The sequence below is a fragment of the Mycobacterium sp. 852002-51057_SCH5723018 genome (genome assembly GCF_001667035.1).
Classification (GTDB): Bacteria; Actinomycetota; Actinomycetes; order Mycobacteriales; family Mycobacteriaceae; genus Mycobacterium.
The window spans coordinates 65,649-86,705 of sequence record NZ_LZIR01000123.1 but is presented as its reverse complement, the minus strand read 5'-3'; the positions used below and the strand labels follow the sequence as shown (position 1 = coordinate 86,705).

22 protein-coding genes are annotated in these 21,057 nt (G+C 66.3%); 10 read left to right on the top strand and 12 right to left on the bottom strand.

Going from position 1 to position 21,057, the window contains the following annotated elements; genetic code table 11:
• Nucleotides 1–93: 93 nt before the first annotated feature.
• The gene (locus A5764_RS24875) at nucleotides 94–531 is read right to left on the bottom strand and encodes a hypothetical protein (RefSeq protein ID WP_156664860.1); all 438 of its coding nucleotides are present in this window, start codon (nucleotides 529–531) and stop codon (nucleotides 94–96) included.
• 97 nt (nucleotides 532–628) lie between these two features.
• Between A5764_RS24875 and A5764_RS24870 the strand changes: the two genes are divergently transcribed.
• Nucleotides 629–1,294 (top strand): TetR/AcrR family transcriptional regulator, encoded by a 666-nt coding sequence (locus A5764_RS24870; RefSeq protein WP_067118966.1) that lies wholly within the window; start codon nucleotides 629–631, stop codon nucleotides 1,292–1,294.
• Between the two features lie 35 nt (nucleotides 1,295–1,329).
• A complete protein-coding gene (locus A5764_RS24865; protein ID WP_067118735.1) occupies nucleotides 1,330–2,319 on the top strand; it encodes an alpha/beta fold hydrolase in 990 nt (329 codons plus the stop codon).
• Nucleotides 2,320–2,328: 9 nt separating this feature from the next.
• Here A5764_RS24865 and A5764_RS24860 read toward each other — a convergent pair whose 3' ends face one another.
• Together A5764_RS24860 and A5764_RS24855 are read right to left on the bottom strand one after the other, a co-directional pair.
• Nucleotides 2,329–3,531: a cytochrome P450 gene (locus A5764_RS24860; protein WP_067118732.1), complete on the bottom strand. Its 1,203-nt coding sequence runs from the start codon at nucleotides 3,529–3,531 to the stop codon at nucleotides 2,329–2,331.
• A gap of 34 nt (nucleotides 3,532–3,565) precedes the next feature.
• Nucleotides 3,566–4,204, bottom strand: a complete 639-nt coding sequence (locus A5764_RS24855; protein WP_067118729.1) for a TetR/AcrR family transcriptional regulator — start codon at nucleotides 4,202–4,204, stop codon at nucleotides 3,566–3,568.
• A gap of 174 nt (nucleotides 4,205–4,378) precedes the next feature.
• On the opposite strand from A5764_RS24855, the gene A5764_RS24850 reads away from it, so the two are divergent.
• Nucleotides 4,379–5,164: a spirocyclase AveC family protein gene (locus tag A5764_RS24850; protein ID WP_156664859.1), complete on the top strand. Its 786-nt coding sequence runs from the start codon at nucleotides 4,379–4,381 to the stop codon at nucleotides 5,162–5,164.
• Between the two features lie 62 nt (nucleotides 5,165–5,226).
• On the opposite strand, the gene A5764_RS24845 is transcribed toward A5764_RS24850, so the two are convergent.
• The 4 genes from A5764_RS24845 to A5764_RS24830 form a co-directional block, all read right to left on the bottom strand.
• Complete coding sequence (locus A5764_RS24845) at nucleotides 5,227–6,423, bottom strand: cytochrome P450 (RefSeq protein WP_067118726.1); 1,197 nt, start codon at nucleotides 6,421–6,423, stop codon at nucleotides 5,227–5,229.
• Nucleotides 6,420–7,412 carry an LLM class flavin-dependent oxidoreductase gene (locus tag A5764_RS24840; RefSeq protein ID WP_067118722.1) on the bottom strand — a complete coding sequence of 331 codons (993 nt, stop codon included), beginning with the start codon at nucleotides 7,410–7,412 and terminating at the stop codon, nucleotides 6,420–6,422. Before A5764_RS24840 ends, A5764_RS24845 begins: the two co-directional genes overlap by 4 nt.
• A 67-nt stretch (nucleotides 7,413–7,479) precedes the next feature.
• Nucleotides 7,480–8,541, bottom strand: a complete 1,062-nt coding sequence (locus A5764_RS24835; protein WP_067118719.1) for a dihydrodipicolinate reductase — start codon at nucleotides 8,539–8,541, stop codon at nucleotides 7,480–7,482.
• Between the two features lie 11 nt (nucleotides 8,542–8,552).
• Nucleotides 8,553–9,527 (bottom strand): LLM class flavin-dependent oxidoreductase, encoded by a 975-nt coding sequence (locus A5764_RS24830; RefSeq protein ID WP_067118716.1) that lies wholly within the window; start codon nucleotides 9,525–9,527, stop codon nucleotides 8,553–8,555.
• 262 nt (nucleotides 9,528–9,789) lie between these two features.
• Between A5764_RS24830 and A5764_RS24825 the strand changes: the two genes are divergently transcribed.
• Together A5764_RS24825 and A5764_RS24820 are read left to right on the top strand one after the other, a co-directional pair.
• Nucleotides 9,790–10,881, top strand: a complete 1,092-nt coding sequence (locus A5764_RS24825) for a dihydrodipicolinate reductase (RefSeq protein WP_067118960.1) — start codon at nucleotides 9,790–9,792, stop codon at nucleotides 10,879–10,881.
• A 21-nt stretch (nucleotides 10,882–10,902) separates the two neighbouring features.
• Nucleotides 10,903–12,102, top strand: coding sequence for a MalY/PatB family protein (locus A5764_RS24820; RefSeq protein ID WP_067118713.1), 1,200 nt, complete (start codon nucleotides 10,903–10,905; stop codon nucleotides 12,100–12,102).
• 30 nt (nucleotides 12,103–12,132) lie between these two features.
• Here A5764_RS24820 and A5764_RS24815 read toward each other — a convergent pair whose 3' ends face one another.
• A complete protein-coding gene (locus tag A5764_RS24815) occupies nucleotides 12,133–12,864 on the bottom strand; it encodes a DUF2652 domain-containing protein (protein ID WP_067118710.1) in 732 nt (243 codons plus the stop codon).
• Between the two features lie 112 nt (nucleotides 12,865–12,976).
• On the opposite strand from A5764_RS24815, the gene A5764_RS24810 reads away from it, so the two are divergent.
• Nucleotides 12,977–13,882, top strand: a complete 906-nt coding sequence (locus A5764_RS24810) for a haloalkane dehalogenase (protein WP_067118708.1) — start codon at nucleotides 12,977–12,979, stop codon at nucleotides 13,880–13,882.
• A 5-nt stretch (nucleotides 13,883–13,887) separates the two neighbouring features.
• On the opposite strand, the gene A5764_RS24805 is transcribed toward A5764_RS24810, so the two are convergent.
• On the bottom strand, nucleotides 13,888–14,919 hold the full coding sequence (locus A5764_RS24805) for an amidohydrolase family protein (RefSeq protein WP_067118705.1): 1,032 nt from the start codon (nucleotides 14,917–14,919) through the stop codon (nucleotides 13,888–13,890).
• Between the two features lie 161 nt (nucleotides 14,920–15,080).
• On the opposite strand from A5764_RS24805, the gene A5764_RS24800 reads away from it, so the two are divergent.
• Nucleotides 15,081–15,527, top strand: coding sequence for a hypothetical protein (locus tag A5764_RS24800; RefSeq protein WP_067118956.1), 447 nt, complete (start codon nucleotides 15,081–15,083; stop codon nucleotides 15,525–15,527).
• Between the two features lie 18 nt (nucleotides 15,528–15,545).
• On the opposite strand, the gene A5764_RS24795 is transcribed toward A5764_RS24800, so the two are convergent.
• Complete coding sequence (locus A5764_RS24795; protein WP_067118702.1) at nucleotides 15,546–16,412, bottom strand: alpha/beta fold hydrolase; 867 nt, start codon at nucleotides 16,410–16,412, stop codon at nucleotides 15,546–15,548.
• A 32-nt stretch (nucleotides 16,413–16,444) separates the two neighbouring features.
• Entirely contained in the window at nucleotides 16,445–17,173 is a 729-nt protein-coding gene (locus tag A5764_RS24790) for a 3'(2'),5'-bisphosphate nucleotidase CysQ (RefSeq protein WP_067118699.1), read from the bottom strand.
• Between the two features lie 152 nt (nucleotides 17,174–17,325).
• On the opposite strand from A5764_RS24790, the gene A5764_RS24785 reads away from it, so the two are divergent.
• The gene (locus A5764_RS24785) at nucleotides 17,326–17,928 is read left to right on the top strand and encodes a hypothetical protein (protein WP_197501726.1); all 603 of its coding nucleotides are present in this window, start codon (nucleotides 17,326–17,328) and stop codon (nucleotides 17,926–17,928) included.
• A gap of 7 nt (nucleotides 17,929–17,935) precedes the next feature.
• Here the strand turns inward: A5764_RS24785 and A5764_RS24780 are convergent, their stop codons facing one another.
• Entirely contained in the window at nucleotides 17,936–19,111 is a 1,176-nt protein-coding gene (locus A5764_RS24780; RefSeq protein ID WP_067118693.1) for a thiolase family protein, read from the bottom strand.
• A 303-nt stretch (nucleotides 19,112–19,414) separates the two neighbouring features.
• Between A5764_RS24780 and A5764_RS24775 the strand changes: the two genes are divergently transcribed.
• A complete protein-coding gene (locus A5764_RS24775; protein WP_067118690.1) occupies nucleotides 19,415–20,467 on the top strand; it encodes a cupin domain-containing protein in 1,053 nt (350 codons plus the stop codon).
• A 111-nt stretch (nucleotides 20,468–20,578) separates the two neighbouring features.
• Nucleotides 20,579–20,971, top strand: coding sequence for a hypothetical protein (locus tag A5764_RS24770; protein WP_067118953.1), 393 nt, complete (start codon nucleotides 20,579–20,581; stop codon nucleotides 20,969–20,971).
• The last annotated feature ends 86 nt before the right edge of the window (nucleotides 20,972–21,057 follow it).

Here is a 21,057-nt window from a genome sequence, read left to right as displayed (position 1 = left end):
CAATCTGGCTGCCGCACTGTGTCTTTCACTGGAACTGTGGCCCCGTCCGTTACTCCGGTCGCTGGGGATGTGCTCACGCTTTGTGAAACCACCTCATGCCGAGTTCGTCGGTCCTGCTGGGACTCCCGGAAACCAGGGCGCTCCCCGCAAAGGGCGGTAGTCGGCGACGGCGAAGGCGGTTGCAGCTGCAGAGATCAACGCGACGAAGACACCGGGCTGACGGGTGGCGGATTCGGGAAAGTCAAACGGAATCAGCCAGGCGAGCAACAGCATTGAGGTGGTGTTAAGCAAGTCGGTTGCGGCGATGAGCGATAGATCGGGGCGACCCACACCGTATTGGCCGCCGGTGACCGCCGTCGCGATCCCGAACACGCCGGCGACCAGGAACAGCGCCGCGGCCACGGCGTTGAACTGCCAGCCGGTGCGGTTGACGCCGTGAACGGCCGCCCACGGTAGAAAGAGCGCCGATATCAACGAAGCGCCGCCGACGCCGGCGATCAGCCGTCGGTATACGGGGGTTTTCGCGGCCATGTCCGTCCTCCGGGCGATCGCGGCGGGGTGGCCCGCCTTCATAACGGTTGTTATTCCTAGTCAGGAACATAACCACTGTTATGGCATGATGTCAATGATGACTTCGGCCGACACCTCGTTGAGCACCCGGGACCGCTTGGTGGCCGCCGCCTTGGCCGTGCTGGAGAGAGACGGACCGGCGGCGATCCAAGCGCGCACACTGGCGGGCGAGATCGGCGCGTCCACGATGGCGGTATACACACACTTCGGGGGCATGCCCAAGCTGATCGAAGCGGCGATGCGTGAAGGGCTCGCGCGCTTCGCCGAGCACACCCGCGCGGTGCCCCATACCGACGACCCGATGGCTGACCTCATTGCCGGCGGGCTGGCCTACGGCGAGTTCGCGTTGCAAAACCCGCAGCTATACCGGTTGCTGTTCGGCCTCAGCGACCTTGGCGGAGTCCAAAAGCTCCCGGAGGGGGCCGCCACGCCGTGGGATCTCGCCGAAGGTGTCGACGCATTGTCGGTGCTCGTCGGTGCGGTCGAGCGGGTCATCGAAGCCGGGCGGATCCGGCCGCAGGAGCCGACCCCCGCCGCCACCCAAATCTTAAGTGCCACACACGGTTTCGTGTTGCTGGCGATGGGCGGGTTCATCGACTCCCAGGGAATGCAAGACGTGATGGTCCCGATGGCGATCAACTTGATGGTGGGTCTCGGCGACACGCGTCGGCGCGCCGAACGCTCCCTGGCCGCCGCGATCGAAGCGCGCGCGGCTCAGGGATAAACGACTGACCCCCGAGATCTGCGTATGCTGACAGCTTGGACATCTTCGCCGAGTGGCAAAACGGCGGGACCGAGATTCGCTGGCGGTCGACGACCGCCGCCAACGACGGTCGGGAACTGACGGTATTCAGTCGCCGCAGTGGCACGCCGGGGGCACCGCCGCTGGTGCTGGTGCACGGCTTCCCCACGTCGAGCATCGACTATTTCGCCCTGGCCGGCGAATTGGGCTCCGAGTTCGACATCTTCGTGCTGGACTTCCCCGGCTACGGGTTGTCGGACAAACCACCGGCGCCCCACGTCTATTCGCTGTACGACGACGCGCGGCTGCTGGTCTACGCGATCACTCAGGTGTGGAAGCTGACCGAATACCGGATGCTCACCCACGATCGCGGCAGCAGCGTCGGGATGATCGCGCTGGAGATGCTGGCGACCCAAGACCCGCCGGCCCTCCCGGTCGACCTGATCGTGACGAACGCCAACATCTACCTTCCGCTGTCGAACCTGACCGTGTTCCAGACGGCGCTGCTCGACCCCGCGACCGGGCGCAGCACGGCGGCGGCGGCGACGCCTGAGCTGCTGGCGGCCGGGCTGGGCGCGAGCACCTTCATGCCTCGGCGAACAGCCGAAGACCCCGAGATCGCCGCGCTGGCAAGGTGCTTCGCCCACAACAACGGAATCCGCGTGCTGCCGGACACGATCCAATACCTCAACGAGCGCGCGGCCGACGAAACAGGTTGGCTGGAAGCGCTTTCCGAGAGCCACGTCAACACCACGGTGGTATGGGGCCTGCACGACAACGTCTCACCGCTGCGCGTGCCCAACTACGTGTGGCAGACCTATCTGAAGAGCAAGCCCGGCCGGAACCGATACTGGGTGGTGCCCGGTGCCGATCACTACTTGCAGTGTGATGCCCCCGCGCAATTGGCCGAGATCGTGCGCCTGACGGCTCAGGGTGGGAACATCCCGCTTCAGACGCTCGGGGACCAGCCGGACGGCGCCGTGTTGGTGGACGAAAGCGCCTCGTAGGGCCTGCCTTCAATTCGTGAGGACCGGCAACCGCGCCCAGCCACGCACGCTTGCGGTGTGCGCCCGCTCGGCGTTGGCGTAGTCGACTTCCCACTCCGGCCAGCGTTTGAGGACCTCTTCGAAAGCCACCCGAGCTTCCATCCTTGCCAGCGCCGAGCCCAGGCAGAAGTGCAGGCCCTGACCGAAGCTCAGATGGCCACCTTCGCGGTGGATGTCGAAGCGGTCCGGATCGACGAATCGGAGTTCGTCTCGATTGGCAGAACCGTTCAGCAGCAACATAAACGATCCTTCCGGTACGACGCGGCCGTAGTGCTCGGCGTCGTGGGCGACGTAGCGGCCCTGCACCGGCGACGGGGGCTCGTAGCGTAGCGTTTCCTCGACCGCGCCGGGGATCAACGAGGGGTCATCGACGAGTTCGCGGCGTTGATCCGGGTGATCCGACAGCAGCTGTCCCATGAAACCGATGAGCCGGGTGGTGGTTTCGTTGCCCGCGCCGGCGATCATGGCGGTGTAGGCCAGCACCTCGGTGCGGGACAGAAGGCGCCGGCTTCCGTCGGGTTCGTCGATCTCCGCGCGTAGCAGATCGGTCATCAGGTCATCGGATGGATGATTGGCTCGCCATTCGATGTACTCGGCGAACAAGACGATGGCGTCCTGAAACAGATTCGGGTTGACCTCGCCGGGCTTGCGCCCCTCGGCCATCTCGATGAAGGCTCCGTTGCGATCTCGGATGCTCGCTTGATCCTTCTCGGGGATGCCCAAGAGGTAACCGATGGTCCGCATCGGCATCATCGCACCGAGATCTGCAATGAAATCGAACCCGCCGGCCCCGATCAACGGGTCCAGTTCCCGGACGCAGAAGTCACGCACCAGCGACTCGACGGCCAACATGCGCCGGGGCGTGAAGACGCGGGACAGCAGGCGGCGGTGCAGATCGTGCAGCGGGGGATCCTCGAACAGCAGGATGCCCGGCGGCACTTCGATGTTGTTGAACAGGATGTCGGCGGTGGTGCCCCGACCGGATCGGTAGGTCTCCCAGTTCGGCAGTTCGCGCGCCACGTCCTCGTAGCGACTCAGCGCATAGAAGTTGTACTTTTCGTTGTAGTACAGCGGCGCTTCTTCGCGCATCCGCTTCCACACGGGGTAGGGGTTGTCGTCGATCTCGACGTCGTATGGGTCGTAGTACAAGTCGACCGCGCTAGTGCCTGCCATACCGTGTTCCTTCCGGGCCAAATATTTGACTACCTCACTCGTTTCGGTGCAGGAAGCCGTGCAGGCCCGCCTGGACCAGCTCTTCGACGATCACCTTTCGCGACGGCTGCCGGGTTCCGAAGTAGGCCGACCGCAACGCGGCCATGCCGGCGATCATCGCCACCGTCGAATGCGCCGGCAGGTCTGGATGATCGGACCGCAGCCCCCGTAAGTGCATGCCCTCGGCGCTGATCTGGCCGAGCACCGTGAGTGCCCGCCGTATGTCGACAATGCCGGCATCGGCCTTTTCCTCCTCGCTGAGGGCCTCCGATGCCATAAGCGTCAGGAGGAGACCCTGGTTTTCGACGAACACGTCGTAGAGCTGCCCGACGAAATGTCCGGCCAGCTCCTCCTCCGTGGTCTCCTCGGGGACGACCGACTGCCACGTGCGGCCGAATTCGTCGACGAAGCTGGTGAACGGTAGGACGAGCGCCTCGCGGAAAAGCGCCGCCTTGGAGCCGAAGTGGCGGAACAGCAGATGCTCGGTAACCCCTGCGGCCTGGGCGATTTCGCGCGTGGTGGTGCTGCGGTAGTCCTGGCGGGCGAAGAGATCTCGCGCGGCGTCGAGCAGCAGTTTGCGCGGCGCGCCACGGGGCCGGCGCGTCGTCGCGGTAGGTGCGGGTCGCTGGGCCACGGCTTTTAAGATAGCATGCACTATCTTGAAGGTCGAACCCGTTACGGGAAGGGGTGCAGACGTGGGCGCAGTCATCATGCTTGGCACGCTGTTCGGGCTGATCGCCCTGATCTTCGGCTTGGTGCTGCGCTTCGACCCCGAAGCGCGCCGCGCCCCCAGCGAAGACGGCCCCCAGTGAAGACCGAGATGACGCCCCAGATGGCAGGGGCTATGTACTTTGCCTACGTCAGCGGCATCACGTTCCTTGTCATGGGGATTTATCTCAGCTATCGTCGCCGACGCGTCCATCCCCTGCTGCTTCTCAGCATTTCGGCTATTTCTTTCTCGTGGATCGAGGCACCCTACGACTGGGTGATGTACGCGCAGTTCCCGCCTGCTCTGCCCCGCATGCCGTCCTGGTGGCCGCTTAACATGACATGGGGTGGGCTGCCATCGTCGGTGCCCATCGGCTACGTCTCCTACTTCGCGATCCCCGCCCTCATCGGAGCCGCCCTCGGACAATGGTTGACTGCGGAGTTCCGTTGGCGCAGGCCAATTACCCTCCTCACGGTCGGCCTCGCCGTTGGGTTTTGCTGGGCTTTCGTGTTCAACGCCGTTACGGGAGCCCAGTTCGGCAACTTCTACTACGGCTATGTGATTCCCGGTCTCGCGATCTTCCAGGGGACCAAACACCAATACCCGCTTTACGATTCTCTCGCCATGGGCATTCAGATGATGGTCTTCACCTACCTCCTGGGACGGACAGATTCAGAAAAGCGGAATGTCATCGAGGCGTGGGCGGAGAAGAGGTTGTCGAGCCGCCTTCAATCGTCGGCGCTGTCGATCGTCGCCGTCATCGTCATCGGAAACCTGCTCTACGGCGCGGTCTTTGCGCCCCATCTCATCACGAAACTGGGCGGCTGGGTAACTGCCGGCCCCACGGAACAGCTGTACCCCGGCGTACCAAACCAGCCCCCGTAGGCGTCGAGCGTCGAGTTGTTGGGCGAACGGCGGATTTCGCCCAACAACTCGACGCTCGGCCGCTAGCCGGTGAAGACGGGCAGCTTCGACCAGCCCCGCACGCTCGACGTGTGCGCTTTGATCGCGTTGGCGTAGTCGACTTCCCAGTCTGGCCAGCGCTTGATGACCTCCTCGAGCGCGACGCGCGCCTGCATGCGCGCCAGGGCCGAGCCCAAGCAGAAGTGCAGCCCATGGCCGAAGCTGAGATGGGTGTCGCCGCGATGGATGTCGAATTTCTCGCCATCCGGGTATCGGCGTTCGTCGCGGTTGGCGGATCCGTTGAGCAGCAACATGATCGAGCCCTCGGGAACCGTGGTGCCGTGGCTTTCGACGTCGCGGGCGACGTACCGCGCCTGCACGGGCGAGGGCGCTTCGTACCGCAACACCTCCTCGATCGCCTTCGGAATCAGCGACGGGTCGGCCACGATCTGCCGACGCTGATCCGGGTGCTCGGCCAGCAGTTGCCCGATGAAACCGATCAGACGCGTGGTGGTTTCGTTGCCCGCACCGGCGATCATGCTGGTGTAGAGCAGCACCTCGGACCGCGTCAGCCGCCGGGTCCCTTCCCCATCTTCGACCTCGGCGTTGAGCAGTTGCGTCATCAGGTCATCCGAGGGATGGTCAACTCGCCAGTCGACGTAGTCCGAAAATAATTCGTGGCTGTGCTCCAGAAAGTCTTTCGGGACGGGCCGGAACGTTCCCTCTTGCAGGTTCAGCTGACGGCCGCCCTTGTCGCGGATCGCTTCCTGATCGTCTTCGGGGATGCCCAGCAGATACCCAATCGTGCGCATCGGGACCATCGCGCCGAGGTTCTCGACGAAGTCGAACCTTCCTGAGCCGACCAAAGGGTCGAGCGACCGCACGCAGAACGCCCGCGTCAGCGGCTCGATCGCCTCCATCCGCCGCGGCGTGAACACCTTTGAAAGCAAACGTCGATGCAGGTCATGGACCGGCGGATCCTCGAAGAGGATGACGCCGGGCGGCAGCTCGATGTCGCTCATGATGATGTCCATCGTGGTGCCCCGGCCCGACCGGTAACTGTCGAAGTTCATCAGCTCGCGCGAGACGTCGTCATAACGGCTCAGCGCGTAGAAGTTGTACTTGTCGTTGTAATACAGCGGGGCCTCGTCGCGCAGCCTCTTCCAGATCGGGTACGGATCGTCGTCGATCTGGAAATCGAACGGGTCGTAGTAAATCTCGGCCGTGCTTGCTCCGGTCATAGTCGTGTCTTTCTATCCGACAGGGCCTCGGGCAACACGACGTCGCCCACGCGCTTGAGATAGGGCCATGCGATCTCGGGCGGCAAACCACCGCACAGCGGCGCCAGGTTGAGTATCTGGCCGGACCGAACCCGCGAAATCGCTTCCGGGACAGAGATGATCACGTGCGAGGCCGCCGCCGCCCGCAGCTCGGCGACGGTTTCCACGTGCGAGAACCCCGCCGACGTCTTGTTGCCGGGGTTCCACTCGGCGTAGGTTCGCGCGTCGTGGAGCAGGTGCTCGCCGAGCTCCGACCACGCCCGCTCGACGTCGTCGGCGACGAAGACGACCGACGGGTGGTCACGGTCGGGAAGCATGACCGGCCCCGGCTGGTGGCCGTGCTCGCGGCAGGCGGCCTCGTAGGCCTCCCGCATTCCGGGAACATTCGCATTCGCCAGCAGGCCCAGGCCGTACCGGCCGGCCCGGCGGGCGGCCGCGACGGTTCCGCCGCCCCAGGTGAGCATCGGCCCACCCACCGTCTGGGGCCGCGGTGTCACCGTGATTCGCCGTCCGTCCGTAACGACCGACTCCCCGGCGAGCAGCCGGCGCAGCAGCGGCAGCTTTTCGTCGGCGAGCCGACCACGATCCTTGAGCGTCACGCCGAAGTGGTCGAACTCCTCGGGCCGATACCCCAGGGCCAGGATGTATGACGCCCGTCCACCGCTGATGATGTCGAGGACCGCCATGTCCTCGGCGAGCCGTACGGCCTCGTAGAACGGAAGGATCAGGATCAGGCTCAGCGCCAGGCGATGCGTGCGCGCGGCCACGGCCGACGCCAGCAAAAACGGGGACGGCAGGTAGCCGTCCTCGGACCCGTGGTGCTCACAGAACACCGCGGCGACGCCACCGTGATCCTCTGCCCACGCGCACATCTCGGGCACCGCGCCGTACAGCGCACTGCGCGGCGCCCCCCATGAGGGGGCACGCATGTCGAAGCGCAGCGTGAACACACCCAGCTCCTAGACAACCTAATATTTGTCCACGTACGGTACGGGCCCCCAAGATCCTCGTCAACGTTTAGTCGAATACGTGCCGCGGCAAAGTCGTCGGGATATCCAGCGAGCTGAGCAGGCCCGGAGGCGCGTCGACCACGTACGGAATCGCGTTGACCACCCGCATGGCCGTGGCGGCGATGGCGGCGCGGCCGGCGCCGCGGCCCTCGGCCTCCCCCAGCGTCATCACGCAGTGAATGTCGGGATCGCCTTCGATGTCGACCCGGTAGGTCGCGTCGAACTCCGAGGTCGGCCAGTTCGGCGCGACGTCGCGGGCCATCCGGATGACGTGCTCGATCGCGATCGCCTCGCGACCGTCGACCACCCCCACGGCCCTGGTGCGCACCGCGCCGCAGGTGCCGGCCTTGACGGTGCCAAAGGCCACCTCGATGTCCCGGTCGGTCAGCTCCCGGTCGAAGGAGCCACCCACCTCGTCCACCTCGACGCCGAGCCCGCTGGCCATCAGGTAGATCGGTGCCTTCCAAGCCATTTCGATGAAGCCTGGTGTGGAGAGCATCGGTTCGAAATCCAGGGGGCGGCCGAACCCCATCCCGTCCACCATCACGTCGGCCACCGGGTAGTGGTCGTTGAGCGCCACCTCACTGGCCGTGATGGTGCGAATCTTGTTCGACTGCGTCGTCATCAGCAGCGGCAGCTGATCGGAGGCGAACCCGGGAAAGATGCCCGACGCGTAGAACGACGCGCCGCCGGACTGCGCCGCCGCCTGCATCTGATCGCGCCACTCCGGGGCGAAATAGGACGGCGGATACACAAGACTCGTGGACGACGTCGACACGACGTTGATGCCCGCCTCCAGGAGCCGCAGGTAGTCCGGCACGGCGGCGCCGTCACGCTCGGGCCCGCTCGCGGCATACACCACGGCGTCGGGGCTCAACGCGATGAGAGCGTCGGCATCGTGGGTGGCCGCCAACCCCAACGCCTCGATGCCGGCCAACTCGCCGGCGTCCTTGCCGGCCTTGTCGGGCGAATGCACCCACACCCCAACGAGTTCCAGGTCCGGACGACGGCTGATGGCATCGATCGCGTTCGCCCCGACTCCCCCGGTGGACCACACGACAACACGCATAAGCGCTCTCCTTACTCCTGGGCCCGAGCCGCCGCTGCGGCACGTTCGAGGTATGGCCACGCCACATCCGGTGGCACGCACAACGGGTGCAGTGGCAGGGGTCGCCCGCCGCGTATGTACTCGGTCGCCTCGTCGCAGGTGAAAATGCGGTACGGGCCGCCCTCGGCGCGCAGTGTCGCCACGCTGTCCGCACGGGTGATACTGGCCACTGGGCTCTTCAGATCGTCGCGCGGACGGTAGGACGCCGCCATCACCGCGTCGTGCAACAGATACGGCCCCAACACATCCCACGCGTCGTCGACATCATCGGCGACGAAAACCGCTGTCGGAGCGCCGCGGGCGGGAAACTGGATCATACCGGGCTCGTGTCCGTGAGCGCGGCACTGTTCTTCGTAGAACTCCTTCAGGCCCGGCAGGTCGGTCTGGGAGACGAACCCAAGACCGAACGCGCCGGCGCGTCGGGCGGCAGCCTTACTCCCGCCGGCAATCAGCATCATCGGCCCGGCGGGCGATCCGCACGGCGGTGTCACGCGGACCGTGCGCCCGCGGCATTCGACGGGCTCGCCGCGCAGCAGCGGGCCGAGCACGGCCAGGATCTCGTCGGCCACCCGGCCGCGTCTGCCCATGTCGATGCCGAAGTGGGCGTATTCCTCACGTCGGTGGCCGACTCCGAACGCGTAGGAGACCCGCCCCCTGCTGATCAGGTCCAGCACGCTCATCTCCTCGGCGAGCCGGACGGGATCCCAGAACGGAATGGGCACCGCGGCCAGCAGTATCGCCAAATTGCGCGTTCTGGCGGCGATCGCCGACGCCAAGATCAGCGGCGCGGGCAGATGGCCGTCGTCGGTGCCGTGATGCTCGGAAAGGACGGCGAGGAGCGCGCCTCTGGTTTCCGCCCACGCGCACATGTCGATCGCCGCGGCGTAGAGGCCGGCGGCCGGCCCAGCCCAGCCCGGAGCCCTCATGTCGAACCTAAGGGTGAACATCAGCGCCCGCCCGCATCGCCACCGGAGTTGGGTGAAAATGTCCGCTTCTGGGCGACGACGCTGGCCCGCACAGCTGCAGACTAACCTAAAATTTGTTCGGTAAGATAGTGCATGCTTTCTTAAACCTTGACCGTGCGAAGTCACGGCTGTAGCTTGCACATCGACATTGGGTAGTAGCCAGCCGCCCGCGGGTGACGTAACGGCAACGGCCGCTTCGGCTTTCATTGTGATCCTGATGCGCACGCAACTGAGGAGGAACAAGATGACGGCTCACCGCGTGGTGGTATGGGCGACGGGTGGCATCGGATCGATCGCCATCCGCACCGTTCACCGGCGCCCCAGTCTGGACCTGGTCGGCGTGTGGGTGCATGCGCAAGAGAAGGTCGGCAAGGACGCCGGGGAACTCGCCAACGGCGAGCCGATCGGCCTGCCCGCCACCAACGATGCGGACGCGCTGATCGCCCTCAAACCCGACTGCGTGATCTATGCGGCCAGCGGCCCGGAACGCGACGCGCTGGCCATCCCGGACTACGTCAAGCTGCTCGAAGCGGGGATCAACGTCGTCACCACCAGCACCACGCGATTGGTCAACCCGCACGCCTACGAGCCCGCCGAGTGGCGCGACCAACTGGTCGCCGCGGCCAAGCAGGGCCGGGCGTCGCTGTACGCGTCGGGAATCGAGCCGGGCTTCGCCGCCGACTACCTACCCTTGGTGCTGTCGACTCAGTCGTCGTCGATCGAGAAGATTCACTCGTTCGAGATCGGCCTGTACGACGACTACGGCGTTCCCGACATCATGAGCGACGCGTTGGGCTTCGGCCGGCCGCTCGATTACCAGCCCTGGATCGGCTATCCGGGCGCGATCGCCGGCGAATGGCAAGGGCAGATCCGGTTGATCGCCGACGCGCTCGGTGTCGAGGTCCAGGAAGTCCGCGAACATTTCGAGCGCGCGATCACCAACCGCACACTGGAGGTCGCGATGGGCACCGTCGAGGCCGGCACGTGCGGCGCGCTGCGCATGCGGGCGACCGGCGTGGTCGACGGCCGCGAAGCCATCGTGATCGAGCACGTCACCCGGCTCGCGCACGACGTCGCCCCGGATTGGCCGACCGGGATAGGCGATCTGTCCTACCGGATTGTCATCACCGGCGACCCCGACATCGACTGCACCGTGGCGGCGACGCTGAAGGATCCCCGCAAGGCCGGTGTCGTGGGCATGACGTCGGGAGCGGGCGCGATGGTCGCGACCGCGATGCGCGTCGTCAACGCCGTACCGTATGTCGTTGTGGCAGAACCGGGGCTGCTGAGCTCGGTGGACCTGCCCTTGACAATCCCCAGGCATGCATTCGTTTGATCTGGCCTACAATCTGGCCGGGTGACGCTTAATCCCCTCGAGGAACTCACGCTGGAACAACTGCGTCAACGCACCAGCATGAAGTGGCGCGCACACCCCGGCGATGTGTTGCCGTTGTGGGTCGCCGAGATGGACGTCAACCTGGCCCCGACGGTGGCCGACGCCCTGCGCAGGGCCATCGACATCGGCGACACCGGATACCCGTGCGGCACTGCATTTGCCGAAGCGGTCAGCGAATTCGCTTCTCGCCGTTGGCAATGGCACGACCTGGACGTCAGCCGCACCGCCGTCGTCCCCGACGTCATGCTCGGCGTCGTCGAGATGCTCCGGCTGGTCACCGATCGCGGTGACGCCGTCATCGTCAACTCACCCGTCTACGCCCCGTTCTACGCGTTCGTGTCGCACGACGGGCGCCGGGTCGTCGAGGCGCCGCTCGGTCCGGACGGCCGAATTGACCTGGACGCCTTGGAGGAAGCGTTCGGGCGCGCCCGCGCCGCCGGAGGCAGGGTCGCGTATTTGTTGTGCAATCCGCACAACCCGACCGGCTCGGTGCACACCGCCGACGAACTGCGCGCGGTGGCCGACCTTGCCCGGCGGTTCGGTGTCCGGGTGGTCTCGGACGAAATCCACGCGCCGGTGGTCTTGTCCGGGTCGCGGTTCGTCCCGTATCTGACCGTCCCCGGTGCCGAGAACGCGCTGGCTTTGACGTCCGCGTCTAAGGCCTGGAACCTTTCCGGGCTGAAGGCGGCCCTGGCCATCGCCGGTCCGGAGGCGGCCGCGGACCTGCGCCGGTTACCGGAGGAGGTCAGCCACGGCCCGAGCCACCTGGGCGTCATCGCGCACGCCGAGGCGTTCCGCAGCGGTGCCGACTGGCTCGACACGCTGCTGCAGGGCCTCGACGAAAACCGAACGCTGCTGGGCGATCTGGTGACCGAGCACCTTCCCGGAGTGAAATATCAAGCGCCACAGGGCACTTACCTGGCGTGGCTGGATTGTCGACAGCTGGGTTTCGACGAAGAGGCCGCCGATGGGCTGGCGGTGGTGGCCGACCTGTCGGGCCCCGCCCGCTGGTTTCTCGACCATGCCCGCGTGGCGCTGAGCTCCGGACACGTCTTCGGAACCGGAGGGGCCGGCCACATCCGGCTGAACTTCGCCACCTCGCGACAGATTCTCGCCGAGGCCCTCTCGCGGATGGGCCGAGCCCTCACGCAGGCTCGGTAGCGAATTTTCCCCGAAAACAACGCTTTTCGGTTAGGTGGGGATTTCTTCGGTGCCGCGGTCCAGGTTCCGGAAGCCGGCGGCGGGTTTCTTGATACCCAGCACGAAGGGCAGCGTGCTGACCTCGAGTCTCGCCGTCGCGCCCAGCCTGCGAAGGAACCTGCGCTCCGGCGTCGGCGGAGACGGCACCTCGGAAGTGGCGAGGTCGATGTAGTGGGTCGACGTGTCACCGATGCCCTCGAAATGGTGGATCAGCGGCTTGCACTGGCACCGCACGACCTCGTCGAGGCATGCCGCGACGGGATCGGTCATCAGCACGTATTCGACGACCGGTACCGAGTTCTTCAGCATCCGGTGCACCAGGATGACGTCGACGCCGGCCAGTTCGACGTGGCGCTTGACCCGCTGCTCCGCCACCTCGCCCTCGTGAATGACGAACTTCAGCGACAGATTGTCCAGCTGCGAACAGCTCGCGCATTCGCAGGCGATGTCGGCTTTGAACCGCTCGCGCCGCGCCAGGAACGACTGGCGCATCCGCGACAGCCTCTCGCAGACCAGCACTTTGGCGTTCCCGTCCGGTGCCCAGAAGAACGCCGCGTCGCCCTCCAACTTCGCCAGCTTCAATCCTTTGCCAGCATCGATCACCGATTCCAGCAACCCGGCCACCGTCTGCTGCGCGTGGGCCAGGTGCGTGCGGTTCCAGTGCATGTAATGCGTGTATCCGCCGATGTCGGCGATGAGCAGAACCGCGCACCTGATGGCCATGATGTGCGCAGTCTAGTAGTTTGCCGGGCTCTGCCTCAACGAATCTGCCCCTAGACGAAGTTGTCACTCCGCGAGAGGCTTGCAGGGGTGCCCACCCGCCGGAGGAGCCGAGATGGATGTGCTGCGAACCCCAGTCTCCCGATTCGAAAACCTGGAGGGCTATCCGTTCGTAGCGAACTACGTTGACGTGGCGGCAAGCGATACCCCGCCGCTGCGCATGCACTTCCTCGACGAGGGTCCGATCGAGGGCACACCGATTGTGCTGCTGCACGGCGAGCCCACCTGGAGCTATCTGTACCGCACGATGATTCCGCCGCTGGCCGACGCCGGGAACCGGGTGCTGGCGCCCGACCTGATCGGCTTCGGGCGCTCCGACAAGCCCAGCCGGATCAAGGATTACACCTACCAGCGGCACGTCGAGTGGGTGACGTCGTGGTTCGAGCGTCTCAACCTGAAGGAAGTGACGCTGTTCGTGCAGGACTGGGGCTCGCTCATCGGCTTGCGCATCGCCGCCGAGCAGGGTGACCGCATCGCGCGACTGGTGGTGGCCAACGGTTTCCTCCCCACGGCCGAGCGGCCCACGCCCCCGGCATTCCATATCTGGCGAGCGTTCGCGCGCTACTCCCCCGTGCTGCCCTGCGGTCGCATCGTCGCCGTCGGCACCGTCCGCCGGGTGTCGCCCAAGGTGCGGGCCGGCTACGACGCGCCCTACCCGAACAAGACCTATCAGGCCGGAGCCCGCGCATTCCCCCAGCTGGTCCCGACCTCGCCCGCCGATCCGGCGGTCGCGGCCAACAGGGCCGCTTGGAAGGCCCTGGGCAGCTGGGAGAAGCCGTTCCTGGCGATCTTCGGCGCCCGCGACCCCATCCTCGGGCAAGCGGACCGTCCCCTGATCAAACACGTCCCCGGGGCGGCCGGCCAGCCCCATGCCCGCATCAACGCCAGCCACTTCATCCAGGAGGACGCCGGACCCGAACTGGCCGAACGCGTTCTCTCCTGGCAGCAGGCCCTGCGCTGACCGCTTTACCTACTGTTGATCAACCGTGCGACGCCGCGCATCACTGCCCTGCTGGCCGCATGTCGCATCTGATCCAGCGGCGACCCGGCGTCCGGTGGCGGTGCAGCCCCTAGCCGCGGGAACAGCGCGAGGGCATTGGCGCGGTCGACGGCCACTCGTGTTGCCACGTCCAGCCCCGGGTAGGTCTCCAGGCCCGCGGCGAAGAGCTTGCCGGCCGCGAGCGGGGCGAAGGGCCAGTCCGAGCCGAAGGCGACGTGTCCGGGCTTGGCGAAGGCGAGCAGGCTCGGAAGCGCCGCGGCGCTCGAGGACAACGCGGTGTCGAAGTAGAAGCCGGCGAAGTCGTCCAAGATGTCCGCGAGGCTGCGTCCGGTGTCGCCCATGATGGCGAGCGCCAGCCGGTGCGACGCGTAGGGCACAAAGCCGCCCGCGTGGCTGAGGATGAACTTGATGCTCGGATACTTACGGCAAATCCCGTTGCGAACAAGCAGATACGCCGCTCTGGTGGTGTCGAGCAGGAAGTCGGTCGCGAAGGGTGGGACGCCGTCCACGGCGGGGCCGGGCAGTTCGGCGGGATGGATGAAGACCACCGCCGAACGCGCGTCCAGCGCACCAAACAGCTCGTCCTGGCCGTCCTGCCCCAGGTACACGCCCGCCGCGTTCGCCAGCAGGACGACACCGTCGGCGCGGAGCTTGTCGAGGGACCTCGCGGCCTCGGCGGCGGATTCCTCGAGGTGCGGCATGGGAAGGGTGGCGAAAAATCCGAACCGATCGGGCTGAGCGGCGACTGTTGCCGCCAAATAGTCGTTGATGTCGCGGGCCAGCGCGGCGGCATCGGGCACGTTCGGCAGGAACGCGGTGCCGGGCGTGGACACCGACAGTATGGCGGTCGCGACGCCGAGCTCGGACATCGTGTGCAGCGAACCCTCCGCGCTCCACTCGGGTAGGGCGCGACCAGCGGCATCGTCGATCTTGGCTGCACGCAACAGATCTCGGTAGAACGGCGGGATCGCGTGGTGATGGGTGTCGATTCGCAACATCGCTGCTCCTCGTGGTTAGCCACTCAGTGGTCCGACTCTGTCGCCACGACCGACTTTAGGATACGCAGTCGTTCACTATAGCGCACACCCCGGACGTCGCCGGATCGGCCCGAACGCAGGATCCCTTGGTCGTCGCCACCTCGGGATGCAACGATCAGCCCATGGACATGATGACGATGGGCCTCGTGGGCACGGTCGTGGGCGCCTCGGCCATGGGCATCGCGGGCGTAGCGAGGTCCGCCGCCGACCATCTGATCCCGGGAATGGTGGGAAACAGCCACAACAAGCATCAGATGAAGATGCACCTGCACTCGCAGCGCTGTGAAACGATCCAACGCTGGCGAAGCGGCCTGGCAGAGGCACGGGACGCCTACCGGCACTGGGCTTGCGGACCCCGCAATGACGATCCGCCCAACGTCGTCGGCGACGAGTGGTTTGAGGGCTTGCGGCCGTATCTGCCGACCACGGGCGAAGCGGCGAAATTCCGCACCGCACACGAAGTCCATTGTGAAAACCAAACTTTGATGCTGCTCTCGCTCGAGATTGGGCGCGTCGAGCGGGAATGGACCGAAGAAACCAAGGGCCGCCGGCGCCGACGACAACAGTGACTGCAACCCGCAGCGCGCCTAACGATCCGCCGCCAGACGTATGACTCTGGCGAATTCGTCAGAACCTTCGACGGGCATGAAGTGCCCGACGCCATCGACGGCGGTCAGGCGGACGTCGGCGAAGAACTCGTCGAGCCGGTCCGACCACTCGCGGGGAAACAACGGATCGTGGTCTGGCCACAGCACAGACGCCGGCACACTGATCCGCTGATCGCGCCGCGGCGGCCGTTCGGCCAGGGAGGTTGCCACCGTCCCGGCACCGGCCCGATACCAGCCGATGGAGGCGGTGAACGCACCGGGCGGCGAGTACACGTCGACCAGATGATCAAGGTCAGCATCGGTGATGGCGAACGTTGGGCCGGACCACTGCGCCCAGAAATGGCGCAGGTAGCTGCGGACGGCGTCGGGTTTTCCGTCGATCAGCTCGTCGGCCAGTGACAGCTGGTGAAACGCTTGGTACCAGAACTGTTTTTGCGCGCTGTCGTCGAGCACGCGGTTTCCGACTCCGGGCAGCGGAGGCGACAGGACAAGGTGCTTGACGAGCCGCGGATGGTCCCTGGCCAACGTCTGGGCTATGCGACTTCCAATGTCATAGCCGGCCACGACAGGTCGCCGCAGGCCGAGCTGGTCGATGAGCGAGACAATGCTGCGCGCCTGGGCCGACGCGCCGTATTCCGCGGCGTTGTCGACACGGTGCTTGTCGGAGCGCCCGAACCCGCGTAGGTCGGGCGCCACCAAGTCGAAATCCTTGCCCAGCAATGGAATAACGTGGCGGAAGTCTGTGTGGTCGCCAGGCCAGCCATGCAGCAGTAGCACCGATTGCCCGCCTGCGCCGTGACGCTCGTAGGCCAGCCGAAAGCCATCGCACGGGGAACTGATCAGCATGTCTCAAAGGTAGCGGCGGCCCAACGGCAACCTCAGCCGGTCACGGCAAGTACCGCCGACGCGAGTTCGGGACGGCAGACCACGAGGTCCGGCAGCTTCGGGTCGGGTTGGTTGTAAGCCAACGCGGAACCGTCGATGCGCGAGGTGTGCAATCCGGCGGCCCGCGCCACCGCGACGGGGGCGGCCGAATCCCATTCGAACTGGCCGCCGGCGTGGACGTACACGTCGGCCAGGCCTTGTACGATCGACGCCACTTTGGCTCCGGCAGAACCCATCTCGACGAGCACGCCGTCCAGCGCGTCGCGAACCGTTAGCGCGATGGCGGGCGGCCGGGTGCGGGAGACGACGATGCGCGGCTTGTCGGGCGCGACCGGCGGTGCCGCGACGTAGGGGGTCGCCACGGTGACTCCCTGTGCCGGCAGCGCCACCGCGCCGGCGACCAGCTCACCGGCCTGCCACAGCGCGACGTGCACCGCCCAGTCGTCCCGCCCGAGTTCGGAGAATTCGCGGGTCCCGTCAAGCGGATCGACGATCCAGACCCGCTCCGAGCGCAATCGCGCCGGGTCGTCGGCCCCCTCCTCGGACAGCACCGCGTCGCCGGGCCGCTCACTGGTGAGAGCCTCCATCAGGAAGTCGTGGGATCGCTTGTCCCCCGCCGCTTTCCGCTCGCTGGCGTCGGCGCCGGCGAACTCCTCCCGCACTCCGAGCAGGAGCCGTCCCGCCTCGGTGGCCAGCCGCGCGGCCAGAGCGTGGTCATCCATCGGTGACTCCACAGACCATCACAATCCTTAATATGTTGGTAGCGTTGACCAAATTTACCTTGCCACGGCCTTTAGGGCCGAACCGCCCCGGCGTGACATTTTGCCCGCGGGCTGGGAATCTGTAGCAAGTGAGCGGCAACCTTAACGTTCCTTTGTCAGGTCGGTTGCGGCGCATTCCTCGGGGGCGCCTCACCGTGCTCGTCGTCGTCTTGGCCGTGGTGCTGGTCGGGGCGCTTACCTTCGCTGCGGTGAAGCTGATCCAGGGCGGTGACGCCGCGGCGCCGCCGACCGCCAGCCAACCGCCCCCGCCGCCGGAGAGCTTCGCCATCCCCGGCTGCTACAACCCGTCGGTCCCACCGGTCGAGCGGCCGAAGAAGCTCAACATTTTGGGCTGCGCCAGCGTGGCTGTTGCGCTGCAAGACATGTCGTGGACCTCATGGGGGCCCCAGGGTGCCGACGGGACCGGCACCGCCGTCTTCAAGATCTGCGATCCGAATTGCGCGGCGGGCTACCAACTCAGCGACCCGGTCGTCGTGCATGCATGGAACGCTCAACCGCCGCGGCCCGACGCCATCTGCCAGCCGGGCCTGAAGATCTTTGCCGACATGATCCTGGCCTTCCCCAAGGCCGTCCCGCCACCCACCGCGCAGAAGATGACCAGTCAATACAACGGGCTGCCCGCGGTGCACTACGTCAACTACTCGGGTGCCAACGCCCGCGACGCGCAATTCGTCGGCTACACGTTCTGCAATTAGCGCTTGCTCAGACCTCGATGACGACGGCGCCGCCCTGGCCGCCGCCCGCGCACATCGCCGCCACGCCGATCCCGCCGCCGCGGCGGGCCAGCTCGTAGGCCAGCGTGGTGACCATGCGCGCGCCCGAGGCCGCGATGGGGTGGCCCAGGCTGCAGCCGCTACCGGAAAAGTTCACCTTCTCCTCATCGATGCCGTACTCCCGGCACGCCGCGATGGGCACTGAGGCGAACGCCTCGTTGATCTCCCACAGCGCCACATCGTCGACCGAGAGCCCCGCGCGCTGCAGCACCTTGCCGATCACCTTGACGGCACCCAGGCCGGTGTCGCGTGGCGCCACACCGACCGCGGCCCACGCCTTGACAGTTCCCATCACGTTGAGCTTTTCGGCGATGGCGTAGTCGCGGTCGACGAGCGCGACGGCCGCCGCGGCGTCGTTGGTGCCGCTGCTATTGCCCGCCGTGATCGAAAATCCCTCGATCTCGGGGTGCAGCACCTTGAGCGCGGCGAGTTTCTCGACGGTGGTGTCACGCCGGGGGTGCTCGTCGACCGAGAACTCGGTCACCGAGCCGTCGGATTGGGTGATCTTGAGCGGAACGATCTCGTCGACGAACTTGCCCGCGTCGATGGCGGCGATGGCGCGCTGGTGCGACCGGGCCGCCCAGGCGTCCATCTCCTCGCGAGTGATGCCGACCGCCTGCGCGGTGTTCCAGCCGACCGTGATCGACATGTCCTTCGTTGGGGCGTCCGGCGCCTCGACATGGGTCGGCGGCATCCACCGCTCCTCGAACTTCAGCTCGGGGCCCGGAATCCGCTGGTTCATCAGCGGGGTCATCGACAGCGACTGCACGCCGCCGGCGATCAGGACCCGCTCCATCCCGGAGCCGATCTGGGCCGCGGCGTTGCCGATGGCGGTGAGGCTGCCCGCGCAGTGCCGGTTCACCGACTGGCCGGGAATGTCCTCGAGGCCCGTCGCGGCCGCCGCATACCGCGCCAAATCGCCGCCGCCGTAATGTGATTCGGCGAAGATGATGTCGTCGATGGCGGACGGGTCGACGCCGGACCTGCGCACCACCTCGGGAAGCAGGGTGGTGATCAGCACCTCGGGCGGCGTGTTCACGAGCGTGCCCTTGAAGGAGCGGCCGATCGCCGTCCGGGCGGCTCCGACGATCACGGGTGTTGCCATGTTTTCAACCTCGTGCTGTTGTGGCTGCGGTCGGCAGCGGAGGTGGGATGCGGGCGGTGCAACGCCGCAATCGTATCAAATACCGTAATGCCAATAGTAACGGGCTAAGTTCGGCCGGTTTACCGCCGCGGGTGTAACGCCGCGGCGACGAACCCGAAGAAAGCCCGCCACGGCGTTACGCTCGCGCGATGACGGCTCAATAAACGACGGTGATCATCACATTCAAAATCGGTGTTGGACGGCGTGTGTCCCTCACCCGCATCGTTGAGTCAGACGTTGACACATCCACCAAGGAGGGACGAAATGCTCACGCAGACAAGCAAGCACGTCGCATCGTTAACGGCTGGTGAAATCGTCGAAGAGTCCGACCTCGGCTCCATCACCCGCCTGACGGCCGACACCTTCCCGATTCTGAAGGGCCTGTCGATCAAGCGGCTGCTGATCAACCCGGGCGCGATGCGAACCCCGCACTGGCACGCCAACGCCAACGAGTTGACCTACTGCGTTGCGGGCACCGCGCTGGTGTCGGTGCTCGACACCGGCAGCCGGTTCGCGTCGTTCGTGGTGCGCGCGGGCGACATGTTCCACATCGACTCCGGCTCGCTGCACCACATCGAGAACATCGGCACCGACGAGTGCGAATTCATCATCACCTTCCGCAGCGAACGGCCCGAGGACTTTGGGCTGGGCGCGGCCTTCGGTGCGATGACCGACGCGGTGCTGGGCAACACCTACGACCTGCCGGCCTCGGACTTCACGGCACTGCGCCGCAGCACCACTGACCGCGCGCTGGCCGCCCGCGACGGAGATCCCAACGTCCCGGGGACCGCCTACTTCGACGACCCGCACAAGTTCTCGGTCGACGCGATGACGCCACCCGTCAGCAGCGCCGTCGGCTCCGCCCGGACCGCGCGCGTCCAGTACTGGCCCGCGCTCAAGGACTTGTCGATGTACTCGCTGCGCATCCGTGAAGACGGCATGCGCGAACCGCACTGGCACCCGATCACCGCCGAGATGGGCTACGTCAACAAGGGCGCCGCGCGCATGACCGTGATGGACCCGGACGGCACCCTGGACACCTGGTACCTGCGGCAAGGCGACGTCTATTTCATCCCGCGCGCCTACCCGCACCACATCGAGGTCTTCGACGCGCCGGAGATGCACTTCTGCATCTTCTTCGACCAGCCCACTCCCGCTGACATCGGCTATCGCACGTCGGTCAGTGCCTACTCGCGCCAGGTGCTCGCGGCCACGTTCGACACCCACGTCGACGACCTGCCGAACTTCCCGTTCACCAAGGCGGATCCGCTGATCGTCAACCGGATCAATCCGCTCGACGGCGCCGGAGCGCGCTGAGAAGGCGGGCGCCGCACGGAATGCCAAGTGCCGCATCGTCTCCCGCTGTCACCGGGCCGAAAGGGGAGCGTTCGACGCTCCCCTTCCCGGCCTGTGCGACACAATGTGTCGATGACCACCACACCCCTCGCCGGACGTGACGTGACCCGGCAGGCCGCCTACCGGGTCGCCGCAATGCTGATGGGCACCGGCACCATCCACTTCCTGGCGCCCAAACCCTTCGACACGATCGTCCCCGCCGAGCTGCCCGGAGACGCGCGGCTCTATACCTATGCGTCAGGAGCGGCCGAGATCGCCATCGGAGCGTTGCTGGTGCCGCGACGTACCCGGCGTCGGGCGGCGCTGGCCGCCGTGCTGCTGTTCATCGGTGTGTTCCCCGCCAACGTCAACATGGTCCGGTTGTGGTGGGGCAAGCCCTTACCCATGCGCATCGCCGCGCTGACCCGTCTGCCGCTGCAGGTTCCGACGATCACCACCGCGCTCAAGATCAGGCGCAACAGCTAGAGGGGTACGGTATGTCGCGCGGCGCGACCAGTCGGGCCTTCGAGGTTCTCCACCGCTTCCCATCCGGCATGCAGGGCGTCGGCGTC